Origin of the sequence: Nonomuraea mesophila (genome assembly GCF_004352805.1) — a bacterium.
In the GTDB taxonomy this organism is placed as follows: Bacteria; Actinomycetota; Actinomycetes; order Streptosporangiales; family Streptosporangiaceae; genus Nonomuraea; species Nonomuraea longispora.
Genome location: NZ_SMLD01000044.1, coordinates 21,816 through 42,465, shown reverse-complemented (window position 1 = coordinate 42,465; position 20,650 = coordinate 21,816). Strand labels below are relative to the sequence as shown.

At 73.0% G+C, this 20,650-nt stretch carries 15 protein-coding genes; 8 read left to right on the top strand and 7 right to left on the bottom strand.

The window, feature by feature from the left end; all coding sequences use genetic code 11:
* Positions 1-10 precede the first annotated feature (10 nt).
* Entirely contained in the window at positions 11-835 is an 825-nt protein-coding gene (locus E1295_RS18750; RefSeq protein WP_132631612.1) for a PIG-L family deacetylase, read from the top strand.
* Between the two features lie 21 nt (positions 836-856).
* Here the strand turns inward: E1295_RS18750 and E1295_RS18745 are convergent, their stop codons facing one another.
* Positions 857-1,921, bottom strand: coding sequence for a carbohydrate kinase family protein (locus E1295_RS18745; RefSeq protein ID WP_246080126.1), 1,065 nt, complete (start codon positions 1,919-1,921; stop codon positions 857-859).
* A 148-nt stretch (positions 1,922-2,069) separates the two neighbouring features.
* Here E1295_RS18745 and E1295_RS18740 point away from each other — a divergent pair, with 148 nt between their 5' ends.
* From E1295_RS18740 to E1295_RS18725, 4 genes are all read left to right on the top strand, one after another.
* The gene (locus tag E1295_RS18740; RefSeq protein WP_132631611.1) at positions 2,070-3,053 is read left to right on the top strand and encodes a sugar ABC transporter substrate-binding protein; all 984 of its coding nucleotides are present in this window, start codon (positions 2,070-2,072) and stop codon (positions 3,051-3,053) included.
* An 11-nt stretch (positions 3,054-3,064) separates the two neighbouring features.
* A complete protein-coding gene (locus E1295_RS18735) occupies positions 3,065-4,027 on the top strand; it encodes an ABC transporter permease (RefSeq protein ID WP_132631610.1) in 963 nt (320 codons plus the stop codon).
* Positions 4,024-4,836, top strand: a complete 813-nt coding sequence (locus E1295_RS18730) for an ATP-binding cassette domain-containing protein (RefSeq protein ID WP_132631609.1) — start codon at positions 4,024-4,026, stop codon at positions 4,834-4,836. The genes E1295_RS18735 and E1295_RS18730 overlap by 4 nt, the downstream gene beginning before the upstream one ends.
* Positions 4,837-4,935: 99 nt before the next feature.
* Complete coding sequence (locus E1295_RS18725; protein ID WP_220448786.1) at positions 4,936-5,946, top strand: LacI family DNA-binding transcriptional regulator; 1,011 nt, start codon at positions 4,936-4,938, stop codon at positions 5,944-5,946.
* A gap of 195 nt (positions 5,947-6,141) precedes the next feature.
* Here E1295_RS18725 and E1295_RS18720 read toward each other — a convergent pair whose 3' ends face one another.
* Positions 6,142-9,552 carry a S8 family serine peptidase gene (locus E1295_RS18720; protein WP_166427296.1) on the bottom strand — a complete coding sequence of 1,137 codons (3,411 nt, stop codon included), beginning with the start codon at positions 9,550-9,552 and terminating at the stop codon, positions 6,142-6,144.
* A 136-nt stretch (positions 9,553-9,688) separates the two neighbouring features.
* On the opposite strand from E1295_RS18720, the gene E1295_RS18715 reads away from it, so the two are divergent.
* Entirely contained in the window at positions 9,689-10,654 is a 966-nt protein-coding gene (locus E1295_RS18715) for a helix-turn-helix transcriptional regulator (RefSeq protein ID WP_166427295.1), read from the top strand.
* Here E1295_RS18715 and E1295_RS18710 read toward each other — a convergent pair.
* On the bottom strand, positions 10,575-11,090 hold the full coding sequence (locus E1295_RS18710) for an ATP-binding protein (RefSeq protein WP_132631606.1): 516 nt from the start codon (positions 11,088-11,090) through the stop codon (positions 10,575-10,577). The genes E1295_RS18715 and E1295_RS18710 overlap by 80 nt on opposite strands.
* A 186-nt stretch (positions 11,091-11,276) precedes the next feature.
* Between E1295_RS18710 and E1295_RS18705 the strand changes: the two genes are divergently transcribed.
* Positions 11,277-11,633 carry a hypothetical protein gene (locus E1295_RS18705; RefSeq protein WP_132631605.1) on the top strand — a complete coding sequence of 119 codons (357 nt, stop codon included), beginning with the start codon at positions 11,277-11,279 and terminating at the stop codon, positions 11,631-11,633.
* Here the strand turns inward: E1295_RS18705 and E1295_RS18700 are convergent.
* The 4 genes from E1295_RS18700 to E1295_RS18685 are packed head-to-tail and all read right to left on the bottom strand — an operon-like array spanning position 11,596 to position 19,905.
* On the bottom strand, positions 11,596-12,894 hold the full coding sequence (locus E1295_RS18700) for a TIGR02679 family protein (protein WP_132631604.1): 1,299 nt from the start codon (positions 12,892-12,894) through the stop codon (positions 11,596-11,598). The two genes, E1295_RS18705 and E1295_RS18700, sit on opposite strands and share 38 nt — an antisense overlap.
* On the bottom strand, positions 12,891-17,102 hold the full coding sequence (locus E1295_RS18695) for a TIGR02680 family protein (RefSeq protein ID WP_132631603.1): 4,212 nt from the start codon (positions 17,100-17,102) through the stop codon (positions 12,891-12,893). The genes E1295_RS18700 and E1295_RS18695 overlap by 4 nt, the downstream gene beginning before the upstream one ends.
* Positions 17,099-18,322 carry a TIGR02678 family protein gene (locus tag E1295_RS18690; RefSeq protein ID WP_132631602.1) on the bottom strand — a complete coding sequence of 408 codons (1,224 nt, stop codon included), beginning with the start codon at positions 18,320-18,322 and terminating at the stop codon, positions 17,099-17,101. The genes E1295_RS18695 and E1295_RS18690 overlap by 4 nt, the downstream gene beginning before the upstream one ends.
* Positions 18,319-19,905, bottom strand: coding sequence for a TIGR02677 family protein (locus tag E1295_RS18685; RefSeq protein ID WP_132631601.1), 1,587 nt, complete (start codon positions 19,903-19,905; stop codon positions 18,319-18,321). The genes E1295_RS18690 and E1295_RS18685 overlap by 4 nt, the downstream gene beginning before the upstream one ends.
* A gap of 125 nt (positions 19,906-20,030) precedes the next feature.
* Between E1295_RS18685 and E1295_RS18680 the strand changes: the two genes are divergently transcribed.
* Positions 20,031-20,450 carry an SRPBCC family protein gene (locus E1295_RS18680; RefSeq protein WP_132631600.1) on the top strand — a complete coding sequence of 140 codons (420 nt, stop codon included), beginning with the start codon at positions 20,031-20,033 and terminating at the stop codon, positions 20,448-20,450.
* Positions 20,451-20,650: the final 200 nt, after the last annotated feature.

Sequence of the window (20,650 nt, the reverse complement as noted above, 5' to 3'; positions counted from 1 at the left end):
TGTTCGGGTCATGGATCGGCAACTCACCCTGATGGTCGTGCACGCCCACCCCGACGACGAGTGCCTGAGCACCGGCGGCGTGCTTGCCCGCTACGCCGCCGAAGGCGTCCGCACCGTCCTGGTCACCTGCACCAACGGCGAGCAGGGCGACGCCGAGGGCGGCGCCAAGCCGGGCGAGGCCGGCCACGACGACGCGGCGGTCGCCGAGCGGCGCCTCGCCGAGCTGCGCGAGTCGGTCACCCATCTGGGCGTCGACCACCTGGAGCTGCTCGGCTACCGCGACTCCGGCATGGACGGATGGGAGGGCAACGCCCACGCCGGCGCGTTCGCCAACGTGCCGGTCGAGGTGGCGGCCGCCAAGCTGGGCGCGCTGATGGTGCGCTACCGGCCGCAGGTCGTGGTCACCTACGACGAGACCGGCGGCGGCGGTTACGGCCATCCCGACCACGTCCAGGCGCACCGCATCACGGTCGCGGCCGTCGAGGCGACCGGCATCCCCGAGAAGTTCTACTACACGGCCATGCCCCGCGCCGAGATGAAGAAGATGTTCGAGCTGCTGCGCGAGCACGGTGTCGAGCTCGGCTTCGAGCCGTCCGGCGACTTCGGCACGCCGGACGAGCGGGTCACCACCCTCGTCGACGTCGGCCCCTACACCGAGCGCAAGCTCAAGGCGCTCAAGGCGCACGAGAGCCAGGGGGAGAACATCTTCGTCCTGGACATGCCCGAGCACCTCCAGCAGCAGGCCTTCTCCTTGGAGGCCTTCGAGCGCAAGCTGTGCAAGGTCGACGCCCCCGCCCGCGAGGACGACCTTTTCGCCGGCCTGCGCGGCACGTGACCGCGCGCCCCCGCTCCAGGCTCAGCGCGGGGGCGGGGTGGTGAGGCGGTGCGACCGGGGCGGGTTGGCGCCTGCCACCGAGCACGTCAGGGCCGCCACCCGGGCGGCGAACCCGGCCGCCGCCACCGCCGTCGCGAGGTCCAGATCGCCGAGACGCCCGCCCAGGTGGCCCTGGGTGTCCAGGGCGTGCAGCAAGCCGGCGGTGAAGGCGTCACCGGCGCCGACCGTGTCCACCACGTCCACCTCCGGCGCCGGCACGTGGGCCCGCTCGCCGTCCACCGACACCAGCGCGCCCGCCGCGCCCCTGGTGACGACGATCAGCCGGGCGCCGGCGGCGTGCCAGTCGTCGCAGGCGCGCTCCATCGACGTGCCGGGCAGCAGGAAGTCCAGGTCGTCGTCGCTGAGTTTGAGGATGTCGGTCCACTCGCACCAGCGGGTGACCTGATAGTCGTCCCTGGTGGCGAAGCTGGGACGCACGTTCGGGTCGATCGAGATCGTGGCATGCCCGGCGGCGGAGCGCGCGAACTCCTCCACCGCCTCACGTCCCGGCTTCCCGACCAGCGCCATCGAACCCGTGTGCAGGCACCTGAAGGGGCCCACGCGCGCGGCGTCCAGCTCGTACGGCCGCCACTGCCAGTCCGCCGCGCCCTCGGTGTAGAAGGTGAAGGTGGCCCGCCCGCGCGGGTCGAGAGCGGCGACGGAGAGCGTGCTCGGTTCCTCGGCCTCGACGCACCCCGACAGGTCCACGCCGGAGGCGGTGAAGCGGTCGCGGAACATCTCGCCGAACACGTCGCGTGACAGGCGGCCCAGGAACCGGGTGGGAGTGCCCAGCCTGGCCAGCGCCACCGCCGTGTTCGCCGGCCCGCCCCCCGGCAACACCCGCAGCGCCAGCCCGTCCAGCCTGTCCATGTCGTCCATGTCGTCCGTGCCGCCCGTGCTGCCCTCGCCGTGCGTGCCTTCCACGGCGTCGGCTGTGCCGTCTGGTCGGGGCGCCTGACCCGCCGTACCGTCGTCTGCAGGGGGCGTGGCGACGGAGGGGCGGGTGGTGAAGCTGTCGGCGACGCACTCGCCCAGGACGGCGATCATCGGGCCTGCCTTTCTGGCACGTTGCCGATTCGTTACGGCAGCAGGGCATTGACGTATTTCGGATGGGAGTCCATCATCGCAGCACGGCAGATGTCAACGTTGACATATGTCAACGATGACATCGTATCCCCCCTGATAGGACAGCGCCATGAATGCAAAGCTCTCGGCCGGCTGCCTGGTCACCGTGCTTCTCGTCACCGGCTGCGGCGGCAGCGGCGGGGCAGGCGACTCCGCCACCCCCAAGGTAGGACTGATCACCAAGACCGAGACCAACCCGTTCTTCGTCAAGATGAAAGAGGGCGCGCAGCAGGCGGCAAAGGCCGGCGGCATGGAGCTGATGAGCGCGGCGGGCAAGTTCGACGGCGACAACGCCGCCCAGATCACCGCCATCGAGAACATGGTCGCCGCCGGGGTGAAGGGCATCCTCATCACCCCGAGCGACACCAAGGCCATCGTCCCGGCGATCAAGAAGGCGCGTGACGCGGGTGTGCTCGTCATCGCGCTCGACACTCCCACGGAGCCGCAGGAGGCCACCGACGCGCTGTTCGCCACCGACAACCTCAAGGCGGGCGAGCTGATCGGCCGGTACGCCAAGGCCGCCATGGCCGGCAAGCCCGCCAAGATCGCCACCCTGGACCTGGCCCCCGGCATCACGGTCGGCAAGCTGCGGCACGACGGGTTCCTGAAGGGGTTCGGCATCCAGGAGGGCGACCCGTCCGTGGTCTGCTCCCAGGACACCAGGGGCGACCAGGCCAAGGGCCAGACCGCGATGGAGAACTGCCTGCAGAAGGCCCCTGACATCAACCTCGTCTACACCATCAATGAGCCCGCCGCGCTGGGCGCGTACACCGCCTTGAAGGCCAAGGGCCGCGAGAAGGAGGTGCTGATCGTCTCCGTGGACGGCGGCTGCACCGGCGTCAAGGCCGTGCAGTCGGGGCAGATCGCCGCGACCAGCCAGCAGTACCCGCTCAAGATGGCCGAGGACGGCGTCAAAGCGGTGGCCGCGTACGCCAAGGGCGGCCAGAAACCCACCGGCTACACCGACACCGGTGTCACGCTGATCACCGACCAGGCGGCCGACGGCGTCGAAGCCGAGGACACCGCCTTCGGCCTGGCGAACTGCTGGGGCTGAACGTGGCCGTGATGGAAGCGTCGCTGCCGCGCCGCCTGATCAGCACCCCCGTCGCGGGCCCGCTGGCCGCGCTCCTGCTGGCCTGCCTGTACTTCGGCCTCAACACCGAGCAGTTCTTCACCGGCGCGAACTTCTCGCTGATCATTCAGCAGGTCATGGTGGTCGGCACGCTGGCCATCGGCCAGACCCTGATCATCCTCACCGCGGGCATCGACCTGGCCAACGGCGCCATCATGGCGTTCGGCGGCATCGTGATGACGAAGCTGGCGGTGGACAGCGGTCTGCCCGCGCTGCTCGCGGTCGCCACCGGGCTCGCGGTCTGCGCCGGGTTCGGGCTGGTCAACGGGCTGCTGGTGACGCGGATCTCGCTGCCGCCGTTCATCGTGACGCTCGGCATGCTGAACGTGGCGTTCGCGCTCACCCACATCTACTCCGGCGAGCAGACCATCACGGACCTGCCGCCGCTGCTGACGTTCCTCGGGCAGACGTTCCAGGTCGGCCAGACGAACGTCACCTACGGCTCGCTGCTGACGATCCTGCTGTTCCTGCTGTTCGCGTACCTGCTGGGCTCGACCGCGTGGGGCCGGCACGTGTACGCGCTGGGCAACAACCCCGAGGTGGCCCGGCTGACCGGCATCAGGACGCGGCGGCTGACCGTGGGCGTCTACACGCTGGCCGGCTTCGTGTACGGCATCGCGGCCCTGCTGCTCGTCTCGCGTACCGGCGTGGGCGACCCGCAGGCCGGCCAGACCGACAACCTCGACAGCATCACGGCGGTCGTGCTCGGCGGCACCAGCCTGTTCGGCGGCCGGGGCATGGTGCTGGGCACCCTGGTCGGTGCGCTCATCGTGGGGGTGTTCAGGAACGGCCTGCAGCTGATGGGCGTACCGTCGATCTACCAGACCCTCATCACGGGCATCCTGGTGATCCTCGCCGTCGCCGTCGACCAGCTCTCCCGCAGGAGGACCCGATGACCGAACCCGTGCTCCAGGCGCGCGGCCTGGTCAAGAAGTACGGCCACGTGACCGCGCTCGACGGCGCCGACTTCGACCTGATGCCCGGCGAGGTGCTCGCGGTCATCGGCGACAACGGCGCCGGCAAGACAAGCCTGATCAAGGCGCTGACCGGCGCGCTGCAGCCGGACTCCGGCGAGATCCTGCTCGATGGGAAGCCGGTGCGGTTCCGCGACCCGCTCGACGCCCGCAGGCACGGCATCGAGACCGTCTACCAGGACCTCGCGGTCGCCGCCTCGCTCGACATCGCGACGAACATGTTCCTGGGCCGGGAACTCCGGAAACCGGGCATCCTCGGGCGGGTCTTCCGCATGCTGGACAAGAAGCGCATGCGTGAGGAGTCGGCCAAGCACATGGCCGAGCTCAAGATCGGGCTGCGCTCGCTCACTCAGCCGGTCGAGTCGCTGTCGGGCGGTCAGCGCCAGGGCGTCGCCGTGGCCAGGGCGGTCGCGTGGGCCACGAACGTCGTGGTGATGGACGAGCCCACGGCGGCGCTCGGCGTCAAGGAGTCCGGCCAGGTGCTCGACCTGATCAGGCAGGTACGCGACCGCGGCACGCCGGTGGTGCTGATCAGCCACAACATGCCGCACGTCTTCGAGATCGCCGACCGCGTGCACATCCAGCGCCTGGGCCGCAGGGTCGCCGAGATCGTCCCGGGTGAGCACAGCATGGCCGAGGTGGTCGCCATCATGACCGGCGCCATCCAGGTGTCGGACGGCAAGTCCGTGGTGAAGGACAGGGACGCGGCGGAGGCGATCGGGCTGTCGTGACACGATCCGGTACGAGCGCCCCGCCGGGCCCGGCCGCCGGGGTGCGGTCCCGTACGGGGGCTCCGCCGCCTGCGGGGACGGGCCACTAGCATGGGCGGGATGCGGCGTCCGACGATGACAGATGTGGCGCGCGAGGTCGGCGTCACCGCCAAGACGGTCTCGCGGGTGCTCAACGACGACGGCCCGGTCGCCGTCGAGACCCGCGAGCGCGTCCTGGCGGCCGTCAAGAAGCTCGGCTACCAGCCCAACCTGATGGCCCGCAACATGCGGGTCGGCGCGCGCGACGCCGCGATCGGCCTGATCATCCCCGAGATGGGCAACCCGTTCTTCGGTACGGTCGCGGGCGGCGTCGAGAGCGCCATCAGGTCCCGCGGGCTGACGCTCATCGTCGGCTCGTCCAGCGAGACGGCCGCCCTGGAGCAGTCGCTGGTCACGACGTTCCTGGCCCGCAGGGTGAGCGCCCTCATGATCGTCCCGTCGGCCACCAGCGAGCACCGGGGATTGCGGGGCGAGCGGGTGGCCGGGCTGCCGATCGTCTTCCTCGACCGCCCGGCGGTGGGACTGACCGCCGACAGCGTCGTCAGCGCCAACCGGGAGGGCTCGCGGGCCGGCGTCGCCCACCTGATCGCGCACGGCCACCGCCGCATCGGTTTCGTGGGCGACCTGCCCGCCTCGCTCTACACCCGCCGCGAACGTTTCCAGGGCTACCGCGACGCCCTCGACCGGGCGGGGCTGCCGTTCGACCGCTCCCTCGTCGAGACCGGGCACGACCAGGACGCCGCGGCCCGGGCCACCCTGCGACTGCTGACACTGGGCGACCCGCCGACGGCGCTGTTCGCGGCCAACAACCTCGCGTCGATGGGAGCGGTGGTGGCACTGGCCCGGGCGCGGCGCACGGACGTCGCGCTGGTCGGGTTCGACGACCTGCCGCTGGCCGAGGTCCTCGACCCGCCGTTGACGGTGGTGGCGCAGAACCCGGCGCGGATGGGGGCCGCGGCGGCGGAACTGGTGCTGTCACGGCTGGACGGCGACCGGTCCAAGGCGCGCAGGCAGGTGGTGCCCACCCGGCTGATCGTCCGCGGCTCCGGCGAGCTCCCACCGCCCCCGTGACGTCCGCCCTTCCCAGCGAACGAGCACGTGACCGCGCCGGTGACCGCGCCGGTGACCGCGCCGGTGACCGCGCCGGTGACCGCGCCGGTGACCGCGCCGGTGACCGCGCCGGTGACCGCGCCGGTGACCGCGCCGGCCGGGCCGGTGACCGGCCGGCCGGGCCGCTTCGCGCCGCGCGGCCCGGCCGGTCGGTCGTCAGTGGCGGACCGTGAACCGTCCCGACAGGGGCCCGAGGTCGACGGTGTACGTGCCGGGCTCGCCACGCCGTACGTCGAACGAGACCCGCCCGCTCTTGTCCGGCCGCAGGGACAGGGTCCTGCTCTGGTCCTCCTGGCCGTTCACGCGCAGGACGGCCGCGTACTCGCCGGCCCGCTCCCCCACGTTCTTCACCTGGGCCCGCACCCGTACGCGCCCCGACCGGGAGTGCTCCGGGGTGATCTTCAGCTCGCCCGGTGCGAACAGCGGCTCGGGGCCAGGGGCCAGGTCGTGCACGAAGACGTCGGAGCGGTGGTTGGTGTCTCCTTCGACGAGGTTCCCCGCGGAGCTCTCGAAGGCCACGTACCTTCCGTCGGCGCTGATGGACGGCAGGTCGGCCCCGCCGTCGCCCTCGGCTCCCTTGGGAGCTCCTGAGATCTTCCTGCTGGTGCCGGCCGCGACGTCGCGGACGAACACGTCGTTCGACCTGTTGGTGTCTCCTTCGACGATGTCGTCGGCGAGACTGTAGAAGGCGACCAGGCCCCCGTCGGCGCTGAGCGACGGCGCGAACGACATGTTGGAGGCCTCGCCTCCGTCCTTGTTCGCCGACACCAGCGTCGACGTGCCGGTCGTGAGGTCCTGGACATAGATCTGGCCGAGCCCGACGCCGTTGGTGAAGGCCAGCGCGTTGCCGTCGGCGCTGAGCACCGGGGACCTGGTGTCGGTCTCCGGATGCGGGACCACGACCAGCTTGAGCGCGCCGGTTTCGCGGTCGAGGACGAAGACGTCCGTCTGGCCGTTGTCATCGCCGGGGACGAGGCCGTCCGCGTCGCTCTGGAAGGCCACGAAACGGCCGTCGGCGCTGATGGACGGCTCGCGGGACTGGTCGCCCGCCTGCGACCCGTCGTGGGCGACGGAGATCCGCTCGGTCGTGCCGGCCTGGCGGTCGCGCAGGAAGATGTCGGCGCGGCCGTTCGTGTCGCCGGGCACGAGGTTGGCGGCGTCGCTGACGAAGACGGCGAACCGGCCGTCCGACGAGAAGTCCGGCGCGCCGGAGATCCCGTCGCCCTGGGCGCCCTCGGACGACAGGGAGATCCGCTCGGTCGTGCCGGTCTGCCGGTCACGCACGAACGCGTCGGTCTGCCCGTTCGTGTCGCCGGGCACCAGGTTGGTCGACCCGCTGGTGAAGCCGACGAACCTTCCGTCGTGGCTGACCGTCGGCGACAGGGAGAACGAGTCGCCCAGGCCTCCGCCGGTCGGCACCGACACCCGCTCGGTCGTCCTGGTCCGCAGGTCGGTGGCGAAGATGTCCAGTTCGCCGTTGGTGTCCTCGTCACCGACGAGGTTGGAGGCGAAGCTGGCGTACACCACGACGTTCCCGTCCCCGCTCAGCTCCGGCCACCACGTCTCGTGGTTGGCCTGGCGGCCGTCGGTACCCAGCGACACCCGTTCGGTGCCGGGACGCCGTGGGAGGGTCAGGTCGGCGGTGTTCCTGCCCCTGCCGACGTTCGTCCGCACGGGCTCCGACCGCGAGATGCCGGGGGCGTTCGCGGAGACGCGGTAGCCGTCGCCGTAGGGGACGTCCTTGATGGTGTAGCGGCCGTGCTTGTCGGTGGTGGCCGACAGGTCGTCGGGCACGTCGAGCACCGTGACCGTGGCGCCGGGCACCGTCGACCCGGTCGGCCCGTAGGTCACCCGCCCGGACAGCGTGCCCCAGCTCGTACGCTCCAGTTTGATGCGCTCGTCGGAGAGATGGCCGGCCCGGACGCGTACGGTCTCCGTGCGGTCCTCGTAGCCGAACCGGGACAGCGTCAGACGGTGCCTTCCCTCGGGCAGCCGCAGCTCGAAACGCCCGTCCTCGCCGGTCTCGACGCTGCGCCCGTCCGTCCTGGCCACCTTCACGCCGGCCAGCGGCCTGCGGGTACGTGCGTCGGTGACGACACCGCGCACGCCGCTTTCGAGCGCGGCCTCCGCGACGGCGGCGTAGGCGTCGATCCGGCCGGCGCCGACGCGGGGGTTGGGGCGTGGGCCGTAGCGGTCGTCGGAGACGGCCGTGCCGGTCAGGATGTCCAGCGCGGCGTCCACGGTCAGGTCAGGACGGGCCTCCATCATGAGCGCGACCGTGCCCGACACGTGCGGTGTGGCCATCGAGGTGCCGTTGAGCGCCTGGTACCCGCCCCCGGGCATGGACGACAGCACCTCGACGCCGGGCGCCGACACGTCGGGCACGACGTACGAGTCCGGCCACTCGGGCGGGGCGTCGAACCAGTCGGTCCGGTTGACCACCCCGCCGCAGGAGAAGCCGGGCACGTTGTCGTCGGCGTCGGTCGCGCCCACGGCCACGGACTCGTACACGTTGCCCGGGCTGCCCGACGCGCCGGGACGGCAGTTGTTGCCGATGGCGAACGACGGGAACGCGCCCGCGTAGTAGATGTTCCTGGCCGGCTGGATCATCTCGTCGGCGTAGCCCTCGCCGCCCAGCGACATGCTGACGATGTCGGCCGGCTCGCCCACCTTGGTCCCGTCGGCCGCGAACGGCGCGATCGCCCACTGCATGCCGGCGATCACCTGGGCGAAGGTGCCCTGCCCGCCGGGGATGACCAGGGCGCCCATCAGGCTGACGCCGGGCGCCACGCCGATGCGGGTGCCGGAGGCGTCGCCGCCCGCGATCGTGCCCGCCACATGCGTCCCGTGAGAACTGCTGTCGTGCGGCTCCGAGGCCACCGGCATGCCGTCACGGCCGAACTCGATCCAGCCGCCCGGATGCCTCGGGTCCGAGGGGTCGGCGGTGGCGAGCTTGCCCTGCAGGTCGGGGTGCGTGATGTCGATGCCGGTGTCGAGCACGGCCACGCGCACGCCCTTGCCGGTGAGCCCGCGCTCGCTGCTCACCCGGTCGGCGCCGATCTTGGCGATGCCCCACGTGGAGGTTCCCGCGGCCTTGGTGGTGGCGCCCTTCCCGGGGTCGGGCGCGGTCAAGGTGAAGTTGGGGATGATGCGCTCGACCGTCTCGAGCTCCGCCAGGGCGTTCAGCGTGCCCTGCGTGGCCTGTACCAGGACCATGTTCTTCAGCCAGAAGGTGTTGACCACCTGGTCGCCGCGTGAGGTGACGAGCCGGACCACGGGGTTCTGGCTGGCCTCGGCGCTGCGCCGCAGCGTGTCCCGCGCCTCGGCGCGGGACTCCGGCGCGCCGGGCGGCGTGTGGGGGGCGCGCAGCACGACGGCCGCTTCGACGCGCGCGTCGGCGCTCTTGAGCTGCGCGGTCAGCTTCTGGTCGATCTTCGGTGGGGCCTCCGGCTCCGCGGTACGGGTCTCCGCCGCGGCCGGGCCCGCTGCCAGCGCGCCGAGCATGACGGCCGGTAACAGTGAGGCGAGCAGGCGACGCGTGGCGGATCGTCGGGAGGATGGCGGCATGGTGCTCCTTCGGTGCTGTGGCCACGTGGGCCGATGGTGCACCTGGAACGCTGACATCTCCCGATATTTCCTGACAAGATCGGTTTGTGACGAGTTTCCGTCACATGACGTGATCCCGACATTCAGGAGGAGCGGCGTGCTCGAGGCCATCGGACTCGGCCCTCAGGACGAGGAGGTGTACGACACCCTGGTCCGCCGGACGCAGGCGACGGCGACCGAGATCGCCGACGACTGCCACCTTCCCGCCACGGCCGCGCGGCGCATCCTGCAGTCGCTGGTGGAGCTGGGTCTGGCCACCCGCTCGGCCGGCCGGCCGGTCCGTTACGTGGCGGTCTCGCCCGACAGCAGCCTGGAGGCGATCCTGCGCGAACGCGAACGCGAGCTGGACGGGGTGCGCTCCCACATCAGATCGCTGATGGACGTCTACCGCGCCGGCACCCGTTTCGCCCACCCGGGCGAGCTGATCGAGGTGGTCTCGGGCCGCGACGAGGTCAACCACCGCTGGGTGCGGATGCAGCAGGACACGCGGGCTCAGGTGCGCGGGTTCGACCGGCCGCCGTACGCGGCTCCCCAGCAGCACGCCGAGTCGAACCCGATCGAGCTCAACCTGCTCCGCCGTGGTGTGAAATATCGCGTCATCTACGACACCAGCGTGCTGGATCTCCCCGGCTGGCTGGAGGACGTGACGGCCGGCATGCAGCACGGGGAACAGGCCAGGATCGCCGCCGACCTGCCGATGAAGCTGGCCATCTCCGACGACCGGCTGGCCATCATCCCGCTGCTGCGGGCCGGCGACGACACGGTCACGGCGTCGTACCTCATCCATCCGTCACCGTTGCTCGACGCCCTGGTGGCGCTGTTCGAGGCTCTGTGGGAGCGCAGCGTCCCCGTCCGCATGACGGCCCCTGGCGGAGAGCTGTCGGACGACGAGGAACGGTTGCTCACCCTGCTGGCTGCGGGTGCGACGGACCGCGCGGCGAGCCGGGCGCTGGGGTGGAGCGAGCGCACGGTGCAGCGGCACATCACGAAGCTGATGCGGCGGCTGGGGGCGCGGACCCGCTTCCAGGTGGCGATGGAGGCGACCCGGCGCGGTTGGATCTGATCGGCTGAAGAGCCGTCACGCCCGCCGACGCGGTACAGGTGACCGAGAACCACACGACCTTGCCGCCGTCGGCCGCCCGTACGCCCCACTCGTCGGCGATCGCGGCGACGATCTGCAGGCCCCGGCCCGACGGTGTGTCGGGTGCGGGGGCACGTGGACGCGGCAGGCCGTCGCCCGGGTCGAACACCTCGCCGTAGAGGCGGCCGTCGTGGTCCTCCAGGCGCAGCGCGTACGCCGACCCGCCGTGCACGACGGCGTTGGTGACGAGTTCGCTGACGATGACGAGGCAGTCGTCGAGTATGTCGTCGTGGCCCCACGCGGTCAGGTCGGCGCGGACCAGATCGCGCGCCTCGCCGACGCCGGCGGGCACCGAGGGCAGCAGGTGCTCCGCCGTCCGGATCGGCGTCGCGGGCGGGCACCCGTGGCGGAGGGGCATGCGCATCACATCTCTCGGTTTTTGGGAGCGCTCCCATACCAAGGTAAGCTCTTCCCTCGCTTCTGGGAATCCATGGCAGCACACATTGTTGCCTAACCGTGTCCGATCTCGGGCACGCTTCTCACCACGGAGAGTGACCGTACCGGCACACCAGGCGCCGGATCCGGAACGAACTGAGGAGAGCGTATGCCCAGGAAGGCCATCACCGCCCTGACCCTCGCCGCCTGCATGCTCCCGGGGGCGGCACTCGCCGCACCCGCGAGCGCCGACGCGAAGAACGACCTGAAGGACTGCTACGACGGCACCTGCACACTCACCATCACCGAACCGGTGACCTTCCCCATCGACCCCCGCTTCCGCCTGTCCGACGTACGGGTCTCCAAGGTGCACCTCGCCGGCATGTTCCACGCCGTCACGATCCAGTCGACGAGTTCCGGCGCGGCCACCACCCTCGGCGCGGGCACCCGGGGCAGCATCAACGGCCTGTCCGTACACGTGCCGCGCATCACCGACACCGACGCGACCGTCCGCTTCGAGGGCTGACGGCGGCGGCCAGGTCGGCGAGCAGGCACTCCGCGACCAGTTCCTCGGGCACGGCGAGCCCGTGCGAGCGCAGGGCCGGGGCCAGGCCGGGGTCCCAGGGGGCGTCGGTCACCCGGCCCGGCGGCGGGCCGGACGGCGGGCCGGACGGAGGGCCGGACGGAGGGCCGGACGGAGGGCCGGACGGAGGGCCGGACGGAGGGCCGGACGGAGGGCCGGACGGAGGGCCGGACGGAGGGCGGTCCGCGAGAGCGCGTAGATAGTCGCCGGCGGACATCCGCCACGGTTCCGCCCCGGTCTTGGCCATGGTGTAGGCGGCGATCCGCAGGCCCTCCCCGTCGAAGTCGCCGTGATACCGCAGCCTGACGTCCCGCGGAAACGCCCGGAGCAGGCGGATGACGGCGCTGTTCGGCCAGCCGGAGGTGCACACCATGGGCGGGCAGTCGCCGCCGAGGCGCTGCTCGGCCAGCGCGAGCACGGTCGGGTTCTCCACCACCCAGACGACCCGCTCGCGCACCCGCAGCTCCTGCGTGTCGTGCAGCTGTGCCAGGGTGATCACGCTGGGCCTGCCGTCCCAGACGCGCAGGGCTCTGGCCAGGGGCTCCTCACCGGCCGGCCGTAAGCCGGCGACCAGCACCGTCGTCGACAGCGCGTCGCAGGCCACCCCCGCCCGCTCCCACAGCGCCCGCCTGGCCTGCGCGCCCTCCGGCGCGGGCACGTCGTAGAGCACCGACAGCGCCTTCAGCACCAGCGACGACAGCCGCGTGCCGTCGTCCAGGGCGTGCGGGTCGCCAGTCACGTCGGCGGCCACCGCCGCCAGCGGCCGTCCCGCGGCGGGCAGCGCCGCCAGCACGGCCAGGGCCCGCTCCATCAGGTCGCGGCCGGCGCGCGCGGCCGGCAGGGCGAGCAGCGCGGGCTCGGCCACGACCACGGGGTGCGCGGCGAACCAGGCGTCCAGCGCCGCCCGCTCCTGTTCCCGCTCCTCGCGTCTGCGCCGGCGGTCGCCGAGCGGGCCGGCGATCTCCTCGGTGACGGCGCGCACGTCGAGCCCGCCGAGCACGGCCGCCAGCCGGGACACCTCGATGGTGATCGAAGGGCCGGGGTAGCGGTCGAGGCCGAGCAGGTCGGCGACGGCCGCCTGCTGCCCGTCGGCCAGGCCCGTCACCCTGACCCGGCTGACGGGGCGGCCGGACGAGAGCCGCTCGTGCAGCGCCAGCCACACCGGCCGAAGCTCGGGGACGCGCAACCGGTCGGGCACGGTCATTCGGCCGGCACCGTACGGTAGCCGTTCCAGACGAACCTGGCCGTGGTCACCGCGTCGTCGCCGTCCCCCGTGATGAGCTGGTGGATCGCGATGCCGTCCAGCTCCCGGTATTCGCACCACTCGTGGTCGGACGTGAGCACCAGGTCCAGCCCCAGGTCGACCAGCAGGTCGAACACCTGCCCGCGGTTGGTCCTGTCGACCCCGACGAACACCTCGTCGAGCAGGATGAAGCGCGGGCACCCCGGGTCGGTCTGGTAGTGCGCGGCCACCGCGGCGAACAACGGCAGGTGCAGCGCGATCGCCTTCTCCCCGCCGGACAGCGCCCCGTGCAGCTTCCTGGTGAGGTCTTGCCAGCCCTGACCGTCGCCCCGCTCCAGCCTGACCACGAACCGGTGCCAGGAGGTGTAGTCGAGCACCTTCATCAGCTGGTCCTCCCAGCTCGCCGACGAGTTGTCGGCCCGCGCCTCCTCCACGCGGTCCCTGAAGAAGACGTAAAGGGCCTCCTTGTCGGCCTCGCTCAGCCCGGCGGGGTCGCGCAGCAGCAGGTCGCGGGCGGCGCGGGTGCCGGCCGACTGGGCGGGATCGACCTGCCAGACCAGCCGCACGGCCACCCGCGAGGCGGTGCGGACCCGTTCGAGGCGCTGGTTCATGCCCTCGACCAGCGCGCTCGCCTGCCTGATGCGGTCGGCCAGGTGCCGGCGTGTGTCGCCGGCCAGCGTCCGGTCGAACAGGTCGCGCTCCGCCTCGGTGATGTCGGAACGCCGCTCGTCGCGCTCCTTGCGCAGCGCCGCGCTGAGGGCCGCGGCCCCCGCCCGCACGCCGCTGACGGTGGCGGTCAGCATCTGCACGTCGTCGTCGGGTGCCAGCTCCAGGTCGGCCCGGTCGGCGAGGATCTCCCTGGCGTGGTGGAAGGCGTCCTGCAGCCGTGCCTCGGCCTCCCTGACGTTCTTCAGCTCGTACGGCACGGACGACAGCTGCTCGGCGACGGCCCTGGCCGACTCCAGCACCGCCCTGACCCCGGTGCCCGCGGCCGGCTCGACCGTCACCCGCGCGTCCGCCGGCAGGTGCCCGGCCGCCAGCCGCCGAAACCGTTCGGACACCTCGTCCCGCGTGCGCCCGGCCTCGGCGTGCCGCTCCTCCGCCGTGCCCAGCTCTCCCCTGAGCCGGCCGAGCCTGGCGTTGAGCTGGGCCAGGCTCTCGTTGACCGACTTGATGAGCCGGCGGCAGGCGTGGTAGGCGGTCTGGGCGTCCTGGAGTTGCCCGAGGACCCGGTGGTGCTCGGCGCCGACCGTGGACTCGACCGCGGCCAGCTTCTCTGCCAGCACGACGGCGGCGGCCGCGGCCTCCTCGGCGCGTTCGACGGCGGCCACGGCCAGCGCCTCGTACTCGCGGGCCGTCTCGCGCGCGTGCCCGGCGCGTTCCCTGGCGGCGCGGGCGGCGGCGCGCCGGTCGTGCCAGACGGTGCCGGTCATCTCGGCGGTGCGCAGGGCGTCTTCCAGGTTGTCGAGCGCGGGCGGGCCCGTGGGCAGCGCGTGGCTCGCGGCCAGCTCGGTGAGCCGCCGCAGCGACCTGGCGACGTCCTGCTCGCGCTCGTGCAGGCGCTGCTCGCAGGCGTGGAGACGGTCCTCCAGCAGCGCCACCCGTCGTACCGCGCCGTCGAGCTCCTGCACCGCCTCGGCGTACGGTGTCCTGTCGGGCCGGCGCCGCAGCTCGGCGGCGAGCGTGTCGCGGTCGCCCTCGACCACGGCGAGCAGGTGGTCGCACTCGGCGATGGTGCCCGCCAGTTCCCCGAGCCGGTCGTCGAGTTCGGCGATACGGCGGCGCCGGGCGCGTTCGCGGGCGGTGGCGCCGATGTAGGAGGGTTCGGGCTTGACCCAGCGGCCCGCCGCGAGTCCGAGCCGCCAGGTGCCGTCGGCGCCGATGACGGCCGGATGGTCGACGCCGATCGCGCTGGGCGCGAACGCGATGCCCGACAACACCGTGTCGGCGGGCACCGGCGAGTCCGCCTCCGTGAACAGCACGTGGGCGAGGCTGTAGCCGGGCGCGGGCTTGGCCAGCGAGGCCACGGCGAAGGCGTCGTGCTCGCCCGCGTCGAACCCGCCGTCGGGCAGCAGCCACAGGTCGAGCAGCCCGGCCGCTTCGAGCGCGGCCTCCACGCCCGCCTGCGCGACCGGGTCGAGACCCGACCTGAACGCCACGGCCCGCCACAGCGGCGCGCCCGGACGGCCCTTCCGGCTCGCGGTGCGGGTGTGCGGGGCGGGCGGATCCAGGACGGTCTGGTCGTTGAGGCGTTCGCGTTCCTTGGTGAGGTCGGCCCGTTCGGCGACCAGCCGGTCGCGCAGCCCCGTCAGGTGCTGCTCCCGGGCGGCGTAGCGGACGGCCGCGGCGGTGCGGGCGGCGCCGACCAGCTCGTCCGCCTGCTCGAACCGTTCGGCCAGGTCGGCCAGCTCGCCGGGGTCGAGCTGGAGCTGGGTGCAGCCGCCCGCCCACTCGGCCAGAGCCGTGGCGAGGTCGCGGGCCCGCTCGTCGCGCAGGCGTTCGGCCTGGTCGTGGGCGGCCCTGGCGGCGCCGAGGTCGTCCCTGGCGTCGTCGCGGTCCTGCTCGGCGGTGGCGCGGCGGTTGACGGCCTCCTGGTGCCCGGCGATGCCCGCCCGGACCTCCCTGATCTGGGCGGCGCGGCTGGACACGGCGGCACGCAGCAGCTCCCGCGCCCTGCGTACGTCCTCCTCCCCGTCCTGCGCACCATCTGGCTCGCCGCCCTGCTCGCCGTCCGGCCCGCCCGGCGGGGAGCCCACCTCGCCCCCGGCACCGTGGCCGGCACCATGGGCGGCGTCCTGAGCAGCCCCGTGACCAGCGCCGTGACCAGCGCCGTGACCAGCGCCGTGACCAGCGCCGTGACCAGCGCCGTGACCAGCGCCGTGACCAGCGCTGTGGGCGGCGCGTTCGCTCTCCTCGTGGACGCCGAGCAGGCCGGCGCGTTCCGCCGCCCTGCGGGCCTCGCCCCTGGCGCGGTCGGCCAGCGCGGCGGCCGTACGGGCGCCGTCCTGGGCCCGGGCGGCCAGTTCCTCCTTGGCGGCGGCGGCGCGGGCCGCAGTCCCGGCCTGGTCGCGCTGCCGGGCCGCCGTCTCGTGCGCGGACTGCGCCTCCGTACGCAGCCGGTGCAGCTCGCCCCCGGCCTGGTAGGCCTCGCTCTCCTTGAGCCCCTCGATCTGCGCGGTCAGCGCCAGTTCCTGCGACTCCTCCTCGGCCAGCCGCACGGTGGCGGCCTCCAGCTCGCCCTCGGCCCCCTTGAGCGCCTCCCGCTTGTTCCGCACCTCGGCGGCCAGCGAGTCCAGCGTGTAGCCGGCGGACGTGACGGCCGCCGCGGCGGCCCGCAGGACGCGCTGGGCGTATCCGCGTTGACGGGCGGCCAGCCGGTCGGCTTCCTCCACGTCGCGGTCGAGCAGCCGCAGTTCCTCGCGCTGCCGGTCGAGCCGCTCGAACCCCTCCGCGATCTCGTGGATCTCGCCCTCGCCGAGCGGCGGCAGCGCGCTGGACAGCAGCTCCGACAGCAGCCCGGGATCGAGGCGTTCGGACAGCTTGGGGGTGCGCAACTGGCGCAGCGCGGTGAGCAGAGAGTCGTAGCGCTGCTCGTTGAGCCCCCGGTAGAGGGTCTGGCGCACGACCGTGCGGTAGGCGTCGGCGGACTCGTGCACCGTGCCCGACGTGCCGAGTTCCTCGGCGAGCTGGGCCTTGGTCAGCGGCTGGCCGCTCTCGCCGCTGAGCCGGATGCCGTCAGCGGTGTCGACACGGGCCTCGGTCGTGAAGTAGGCGGCGGTGACGTTCTTGGTGTGGACGGTGGCCTGGAGCCGGGCGCCGCAGGTGAACCAGCGGCCGCCGGAGTGCCGGAACTCGATCCACACGTAGCCGACCCGGGTGGCGCCGGCGGCGCCGTCGCCCATGAGGTTCCAGTGCATGGTGCGTTCGGTGCCGCCGAACGTCGACAGCCTGCTCGGCTTGAGGCTGGCGTCGAGCAGGTACGGGAGCAGCAGCTCCAGCACCTTGGACTTGCCGCTGCCGTTGGGCCCGCGCAGCAGCAGCCGGCCCCGGTGGAACTCGAACACCTCGTCGTAGTAGCGCCACACGTTGAGGATGCCCGCGCGTACGGGAACCCAGCGGTCCTCCACGACCTGCGCGGCGTGCGCGGGTGTGAGCTCGGTGACTGTCATGCATCCTCCTGGACGGCCGTGCCGCGATCGACCCGGTAGCGGGCCGCGGCGGGCAGGGCGGCGACCCGGTCACCCGTGCGGCGGGCCAGCCCGAACATCGTGAGCACGTCCAGCGCGTCGGCGGCCAGCCGCGCCCCGCCGCCGTCGGACTGGTACGCCTTCGCCCACTGCGGGAACCGGCGCAGCAGCCCGTTGGCCTCGGCGTCGAGCCGCCGGGCGGTGACGGGACCGGCGGAGACGAGCAGGTCGAGCAGCAGCAGGGCGGCCACCTTGGCGTGGCTGCCGTCGTCGGGGAACCTCGTGTCGGTGGCGGTGCCGTCGGGGTCGACGAGCAGGAACCCCTCGGCCCGCTCCTCCAGCACGAAGCCGGCCTCCTCGGCGGCGCGGCGCAGGATCTGGCGGCCGGTGAGCGAGGCGGCGTAGTCGGACTCGGCGCCGCTCAGGTCGGCGCGGTAGACGACGGGCTCGTCGAGCAGCCGCCGGATGAGCGAGTGGCGGGCCCACAGGTTGCGCTGGGTCTCGGTGGGCTCGTCGCCGCCGTAGCGGCTCTCGGTGGTGAGGGCCGCGGTGAGCTCGGCGAGCGTGCCGGGGTCCGGTTCCTCGGCGGCGCGGGCGGCGATCCGGGACGGCGGCACGGGCGCGGCGAGCAGCCTGATCACGCGGGTGGTGTCGACCCGGTAGAGCACCTTGGCGTCCTCGTCGTCGAGGTAGGAGTCGGTCGTGCCGTCCATGACGGTGATCGCGCCGTGGTGTTCGAGCAGCTTGAGCGCGTCGACGAGGGCGGCCCGTTCTGCGGCCTTGACCGGGTCGAACGCGGGCACGCCGGCCTCGACGGCGGCCGCCTGCACGACCCGCTGGGCGAGCATGCCGATCGTGGTGACGGGCGAGGTGAGCAGCTCGGCCGCGCACAGGCAGAACAGCGTGTAGCGGCGGCGGTCGAAGGGCGCCCTGGTGGCACGCCGCCGGCGGGCGGGCCGGGTGGCGCTCGGCCTGGTCCTGATCTTGACCAGCCGGGCGTAGCCCTGGCGTGGCTCGACGACCAGCCGCCAGCCGCAGAAGTAGTCGAACCACTGGATGAGCGGCTGGCGGCGTTTCCTGATCAGGTCGAAGGCGGCGGGGTCGCTCTGCAGGGACACGAGCGGCCGGCCGAGCAGGGTCCTGATCGCCCGGGCGATCTCCTCCTTCTCGGCCCTGACGAGCTGGTTGGCGAGGCTGCTCATGCGCCCGCCGCCCGGGATCCGGCCGCGGACCGGCCGGCGTGGGAGTCGCCGAGCGCGCGCACGTCGATGAGGTAGTCGGGGCCGCGGAACCACCCTTCGGACGTACGCAGCACCGCCACGGCCCCGTCGCCGGGCGCCCTGAGCACGATCTCGACACGCCCGTCGGAGGTGACGGCCCGCCGCACGCCGGTCGCGTCGGGGCGTTCGGCGAGGGCCCGGCCGAGCAGGTCGAGCAGCCGCCCGAACGCCTCGTGGTCGAGCTCCCCCAGCTGCGACAGCCGTACGGTCCCCGTGGTGGCCAGCGCGGCCCAGGCGGCCTCCAGCTCGGCGCGTTCCTTCTCGGCCCGCGCGCGGCGCCCGGCCCGCAGCTCGGCCACGTCGCGGACCTTGCCCGTGCGCCCCATCCGCTCGGTGCGACCGCGCGAGCGCAGCAGCGCCGACACCTCCACGGGCTCGGCCTCCGACCAGGGGACCCCAGGGGGGATCAGCTCGGCGTCGGGGTGCCCGAGGTGCGCGTGGCGGGCGGAGCCGAGCCCGAACGCCGCGTCCCACAGCCGGTGCGCGTCGTCCTCGGCGGGCGCGGTGGCGAACCAGCGGGCCAGCGTACGGAAGTCGGCGGCGGCGCTGGAGGAGCGGCGGCGGGAGTCGGTGATCCGGTCGAGCACCTGCAGCAGCGCCACGATCGCCCGCCTGGCCACGTCGTGCAGGTGCCGCACGCGCGGCACGACGGGTTCACCGGTGCCGTCACCCGAGCCGTCGTGCCGGGCGAACCACGACCGCAGCCCGTCCCATTTGGCCGCCCGCGCCGCCAGCCACGGGGTGGCGTGGTCGGTGCCGGGCACCCTCGGCAGGTCGGCGCCGTCGAGCGCCCGTGCGTGCAGCACGCTGACGCCGTGCTCCTCGACCTTCTCCAGGGCGGCGGCGATGGTGTCGCCGCGCTGCTCCAGGTTGGTCACGAACTCCTGAAGGTAGGCCACCGTGGCCGACTTGACCTCGTGGAACGTGGCGAGGTCGGCGCCTTCGAGGCGCAGCAGCCGCTGCAGCTCGCCGTTGAACCGTTTGGTGTTGTTGCGCAGGCCGTCGAGGTGGCCCTCCAGCTCCTGCAGGCAGGTGAAGACGCGCCGGTTGCGCCCGGGATCGGGGTCGCGCAACAGCGTCTCCAGCTCCCCCAGCCGGTCGGCGACGGCGTCGAGGACCGCGGTCTGCAGGGCGCCCGCCGAGGCCAGCATCGCCATCGCGTGCTGCACCCCGGCGAACGCCGCCTCGCCGCGCCTGGTCAGCGAGTACTGCAGGTTCTTGCGTTCGTACTCCTCGGCGGTGGCGAAGGTGCCGGCGTGGTTGAAGATCACGTCGAGCAGCCCCCAGCCGGCGAGCTGCTTGAGCGTGCCGGACAGGTCGTGGTCGGCGACCGGGGCGTACCATCCGATCGCCCGCAGCCGCTCGCGGACCTCCTCCGACGTCAGCGCCGTCTCCAGCCGCTCGTTGGCCTCGCCGAAGGCGCACAGCACGGCGGTGTGCAGGTCGGCCCGCTCGGTGGTGGTGAACCGGAACATCTCCGGCGGCACCCGTGGCAACTCCGCCATCGCCCCGCTCCCCTCGCCGCACGGACTCGCGCCGACAGCAACGGTAGCGGCAGGGCCCGGCGCTCCGGCGGCTGTTTGCCCGCACATCACGCGGGTACGGCGGGAGCATTGTTCAGGGGGTTGCGATGGCGGAGTTCGAGGCGACGCGCGGCATGCCGGCCGACAGCATGATCGTGTACGGCGTCGCGTCCGACGTGGAGATCATGGACAGGTGGCTGCCGCAGGGCCTGACGGTGACCGGCAGCGGCCCCGGCACCGTGGAGGCGGGCGGCGACCTGGTTCCCGGCACGGGCACGCACGAGGGCTTGCTCCGTGCCTCCGACGAGCAGCTGCGGGTGGAGTGGGGCGGGCGCGACAATCCCGGCTACGCCGGCTGGCTGCAGGTGTCCGACTCGGCGAGCGGCACGAGCGAGGTGACCGTGCACATCTCGCTGCTCGACGAGCCCGGCTCGGGGACCCACGCCGACGAGGTGCGCGAGCTGCTCGACCGGTCGCTCGGGCAACTGGCCGACGAGGTGCGCCGGCGCGTCGACGCCGCCGGCTGACGCGCTGACGAGGTCGGCTGAGCGCACGTCCACGGAGCTGACGGCTCCGGGGTGAGCGCGCGTCCGGGGGGCTGACCCCGCGTCCCACCCATCGGTGTGGGAGTGGTGAGGTTCGGGTCAACCCCGGTCGTGCCTGCGCGCCCGCGGCGGCACGACGGGAGAGATTGGGCGGACGTAACCGGAATCTCCCACCCGAGGAG

Excerpts from the sequence above, each read along its gene's own strand:
- E1295_RS18700 (WP_132631604.1), bottom strand. The coding sequence starts at position 12,894 with ATGACCGTGCCCGACCGGTTGCGCGTCCCCGAGCTTCGGCCGGTGTGG.
- E1295_RS18695 (WP_132631603.1), bottom strand. The coding sequence starts at position 17,102 with ATGACAGTCACCGAGCTCACACCCGCGCACGCCGCGCAGGTCGTGGAG.
- E1295_RS18740 (WP_132631611.1), top strand. The coding sequence starts at position 2,070 with ATGAATGCAAAGCTCTCGGCCGGCTGCCTGGTCACCGTGCTTCTCGTC.
- E1295_RS18745 (WP_246080126.1), bottom strand. The coding sequence starts at position 1,921 with ATGATCGCCGTCCTGGGCGAGTGCGTCGCCGACAGCTTCACCACCCGC.
- E1295_RS18720 (WP_166427296.1), bottom strand. The coding sequence starts at position 9,552 with ATGCCGCCATCCTCCCGACGATCCGCCACGCGTCGCCTGCTCGCCTCA.
- E1295_RS18750 (WP_132631612.1), top strand. The coding sequence starts at position 11 with ATGGATCGGCAACTCACCCTGATGGTCGTGCACGCCCACCCCGACGAC.
- E1295_RS18730 (WP_132631609.1), top strand. The coding sequence starts at position 4,024 with ATGACCGAACCCGTGCTCCAGGCGCGCGGCCTGGTCAAGAAGTACGGC.
- E1295_RS18680 (WP_132631600.1), top strand. The coding sequence starts at position 20,031 with ATGGCGGAGTTCGAGGCGACGCGCGGCATGCCGGCCGACAGCATGATC.
- E1295_RS18735 (WP_132631610.1), top strand. The coding sequence starts at position 3,065 with ATGGAAGCGTCGCTGCCGCGCCGCCTGATCAGCACCCCCGTCGCGGGC.
- E1295_RS18690 (WP_132631602.1), bottom strand. The coding sequence starts at position 18,322 with ATGAGCAGCCTCGCCAACCAGCTCGTCAGGGCCGAGAAGGAGGAGATC.
- E1295_RS18705 (WP_132631605.1), top strand. The coding sequence starts at position 11,277 with ATGCCCAGGAAGGCCATCACCGCCCTGACCCTCGCCGCCTGCATGCTC.
- E1295_RS18710 (WP_132631606.1), bottom strand. The coding sequence starts at position 11,090 with ATGCCCCTCCGCCACGGGTGCCCGCCCGCGACGCCGATCCGGACGGCG.
- E1295_RS18685 (WP_132631601.1), bottom strand. The coding sequence starts at position 19,905 with ATGGCGGAGTTGCCACGGGTGCCGCCGGAGATGTTCCGGTTCACCACC.
- E1295_RS18725 (WP_220448786.1), top strand. The coding sequence starts at position 4,936 with ATGCGGCGTCCGACGATGACAGATGTGGCGCGCGAGGTCGGCGTCACC.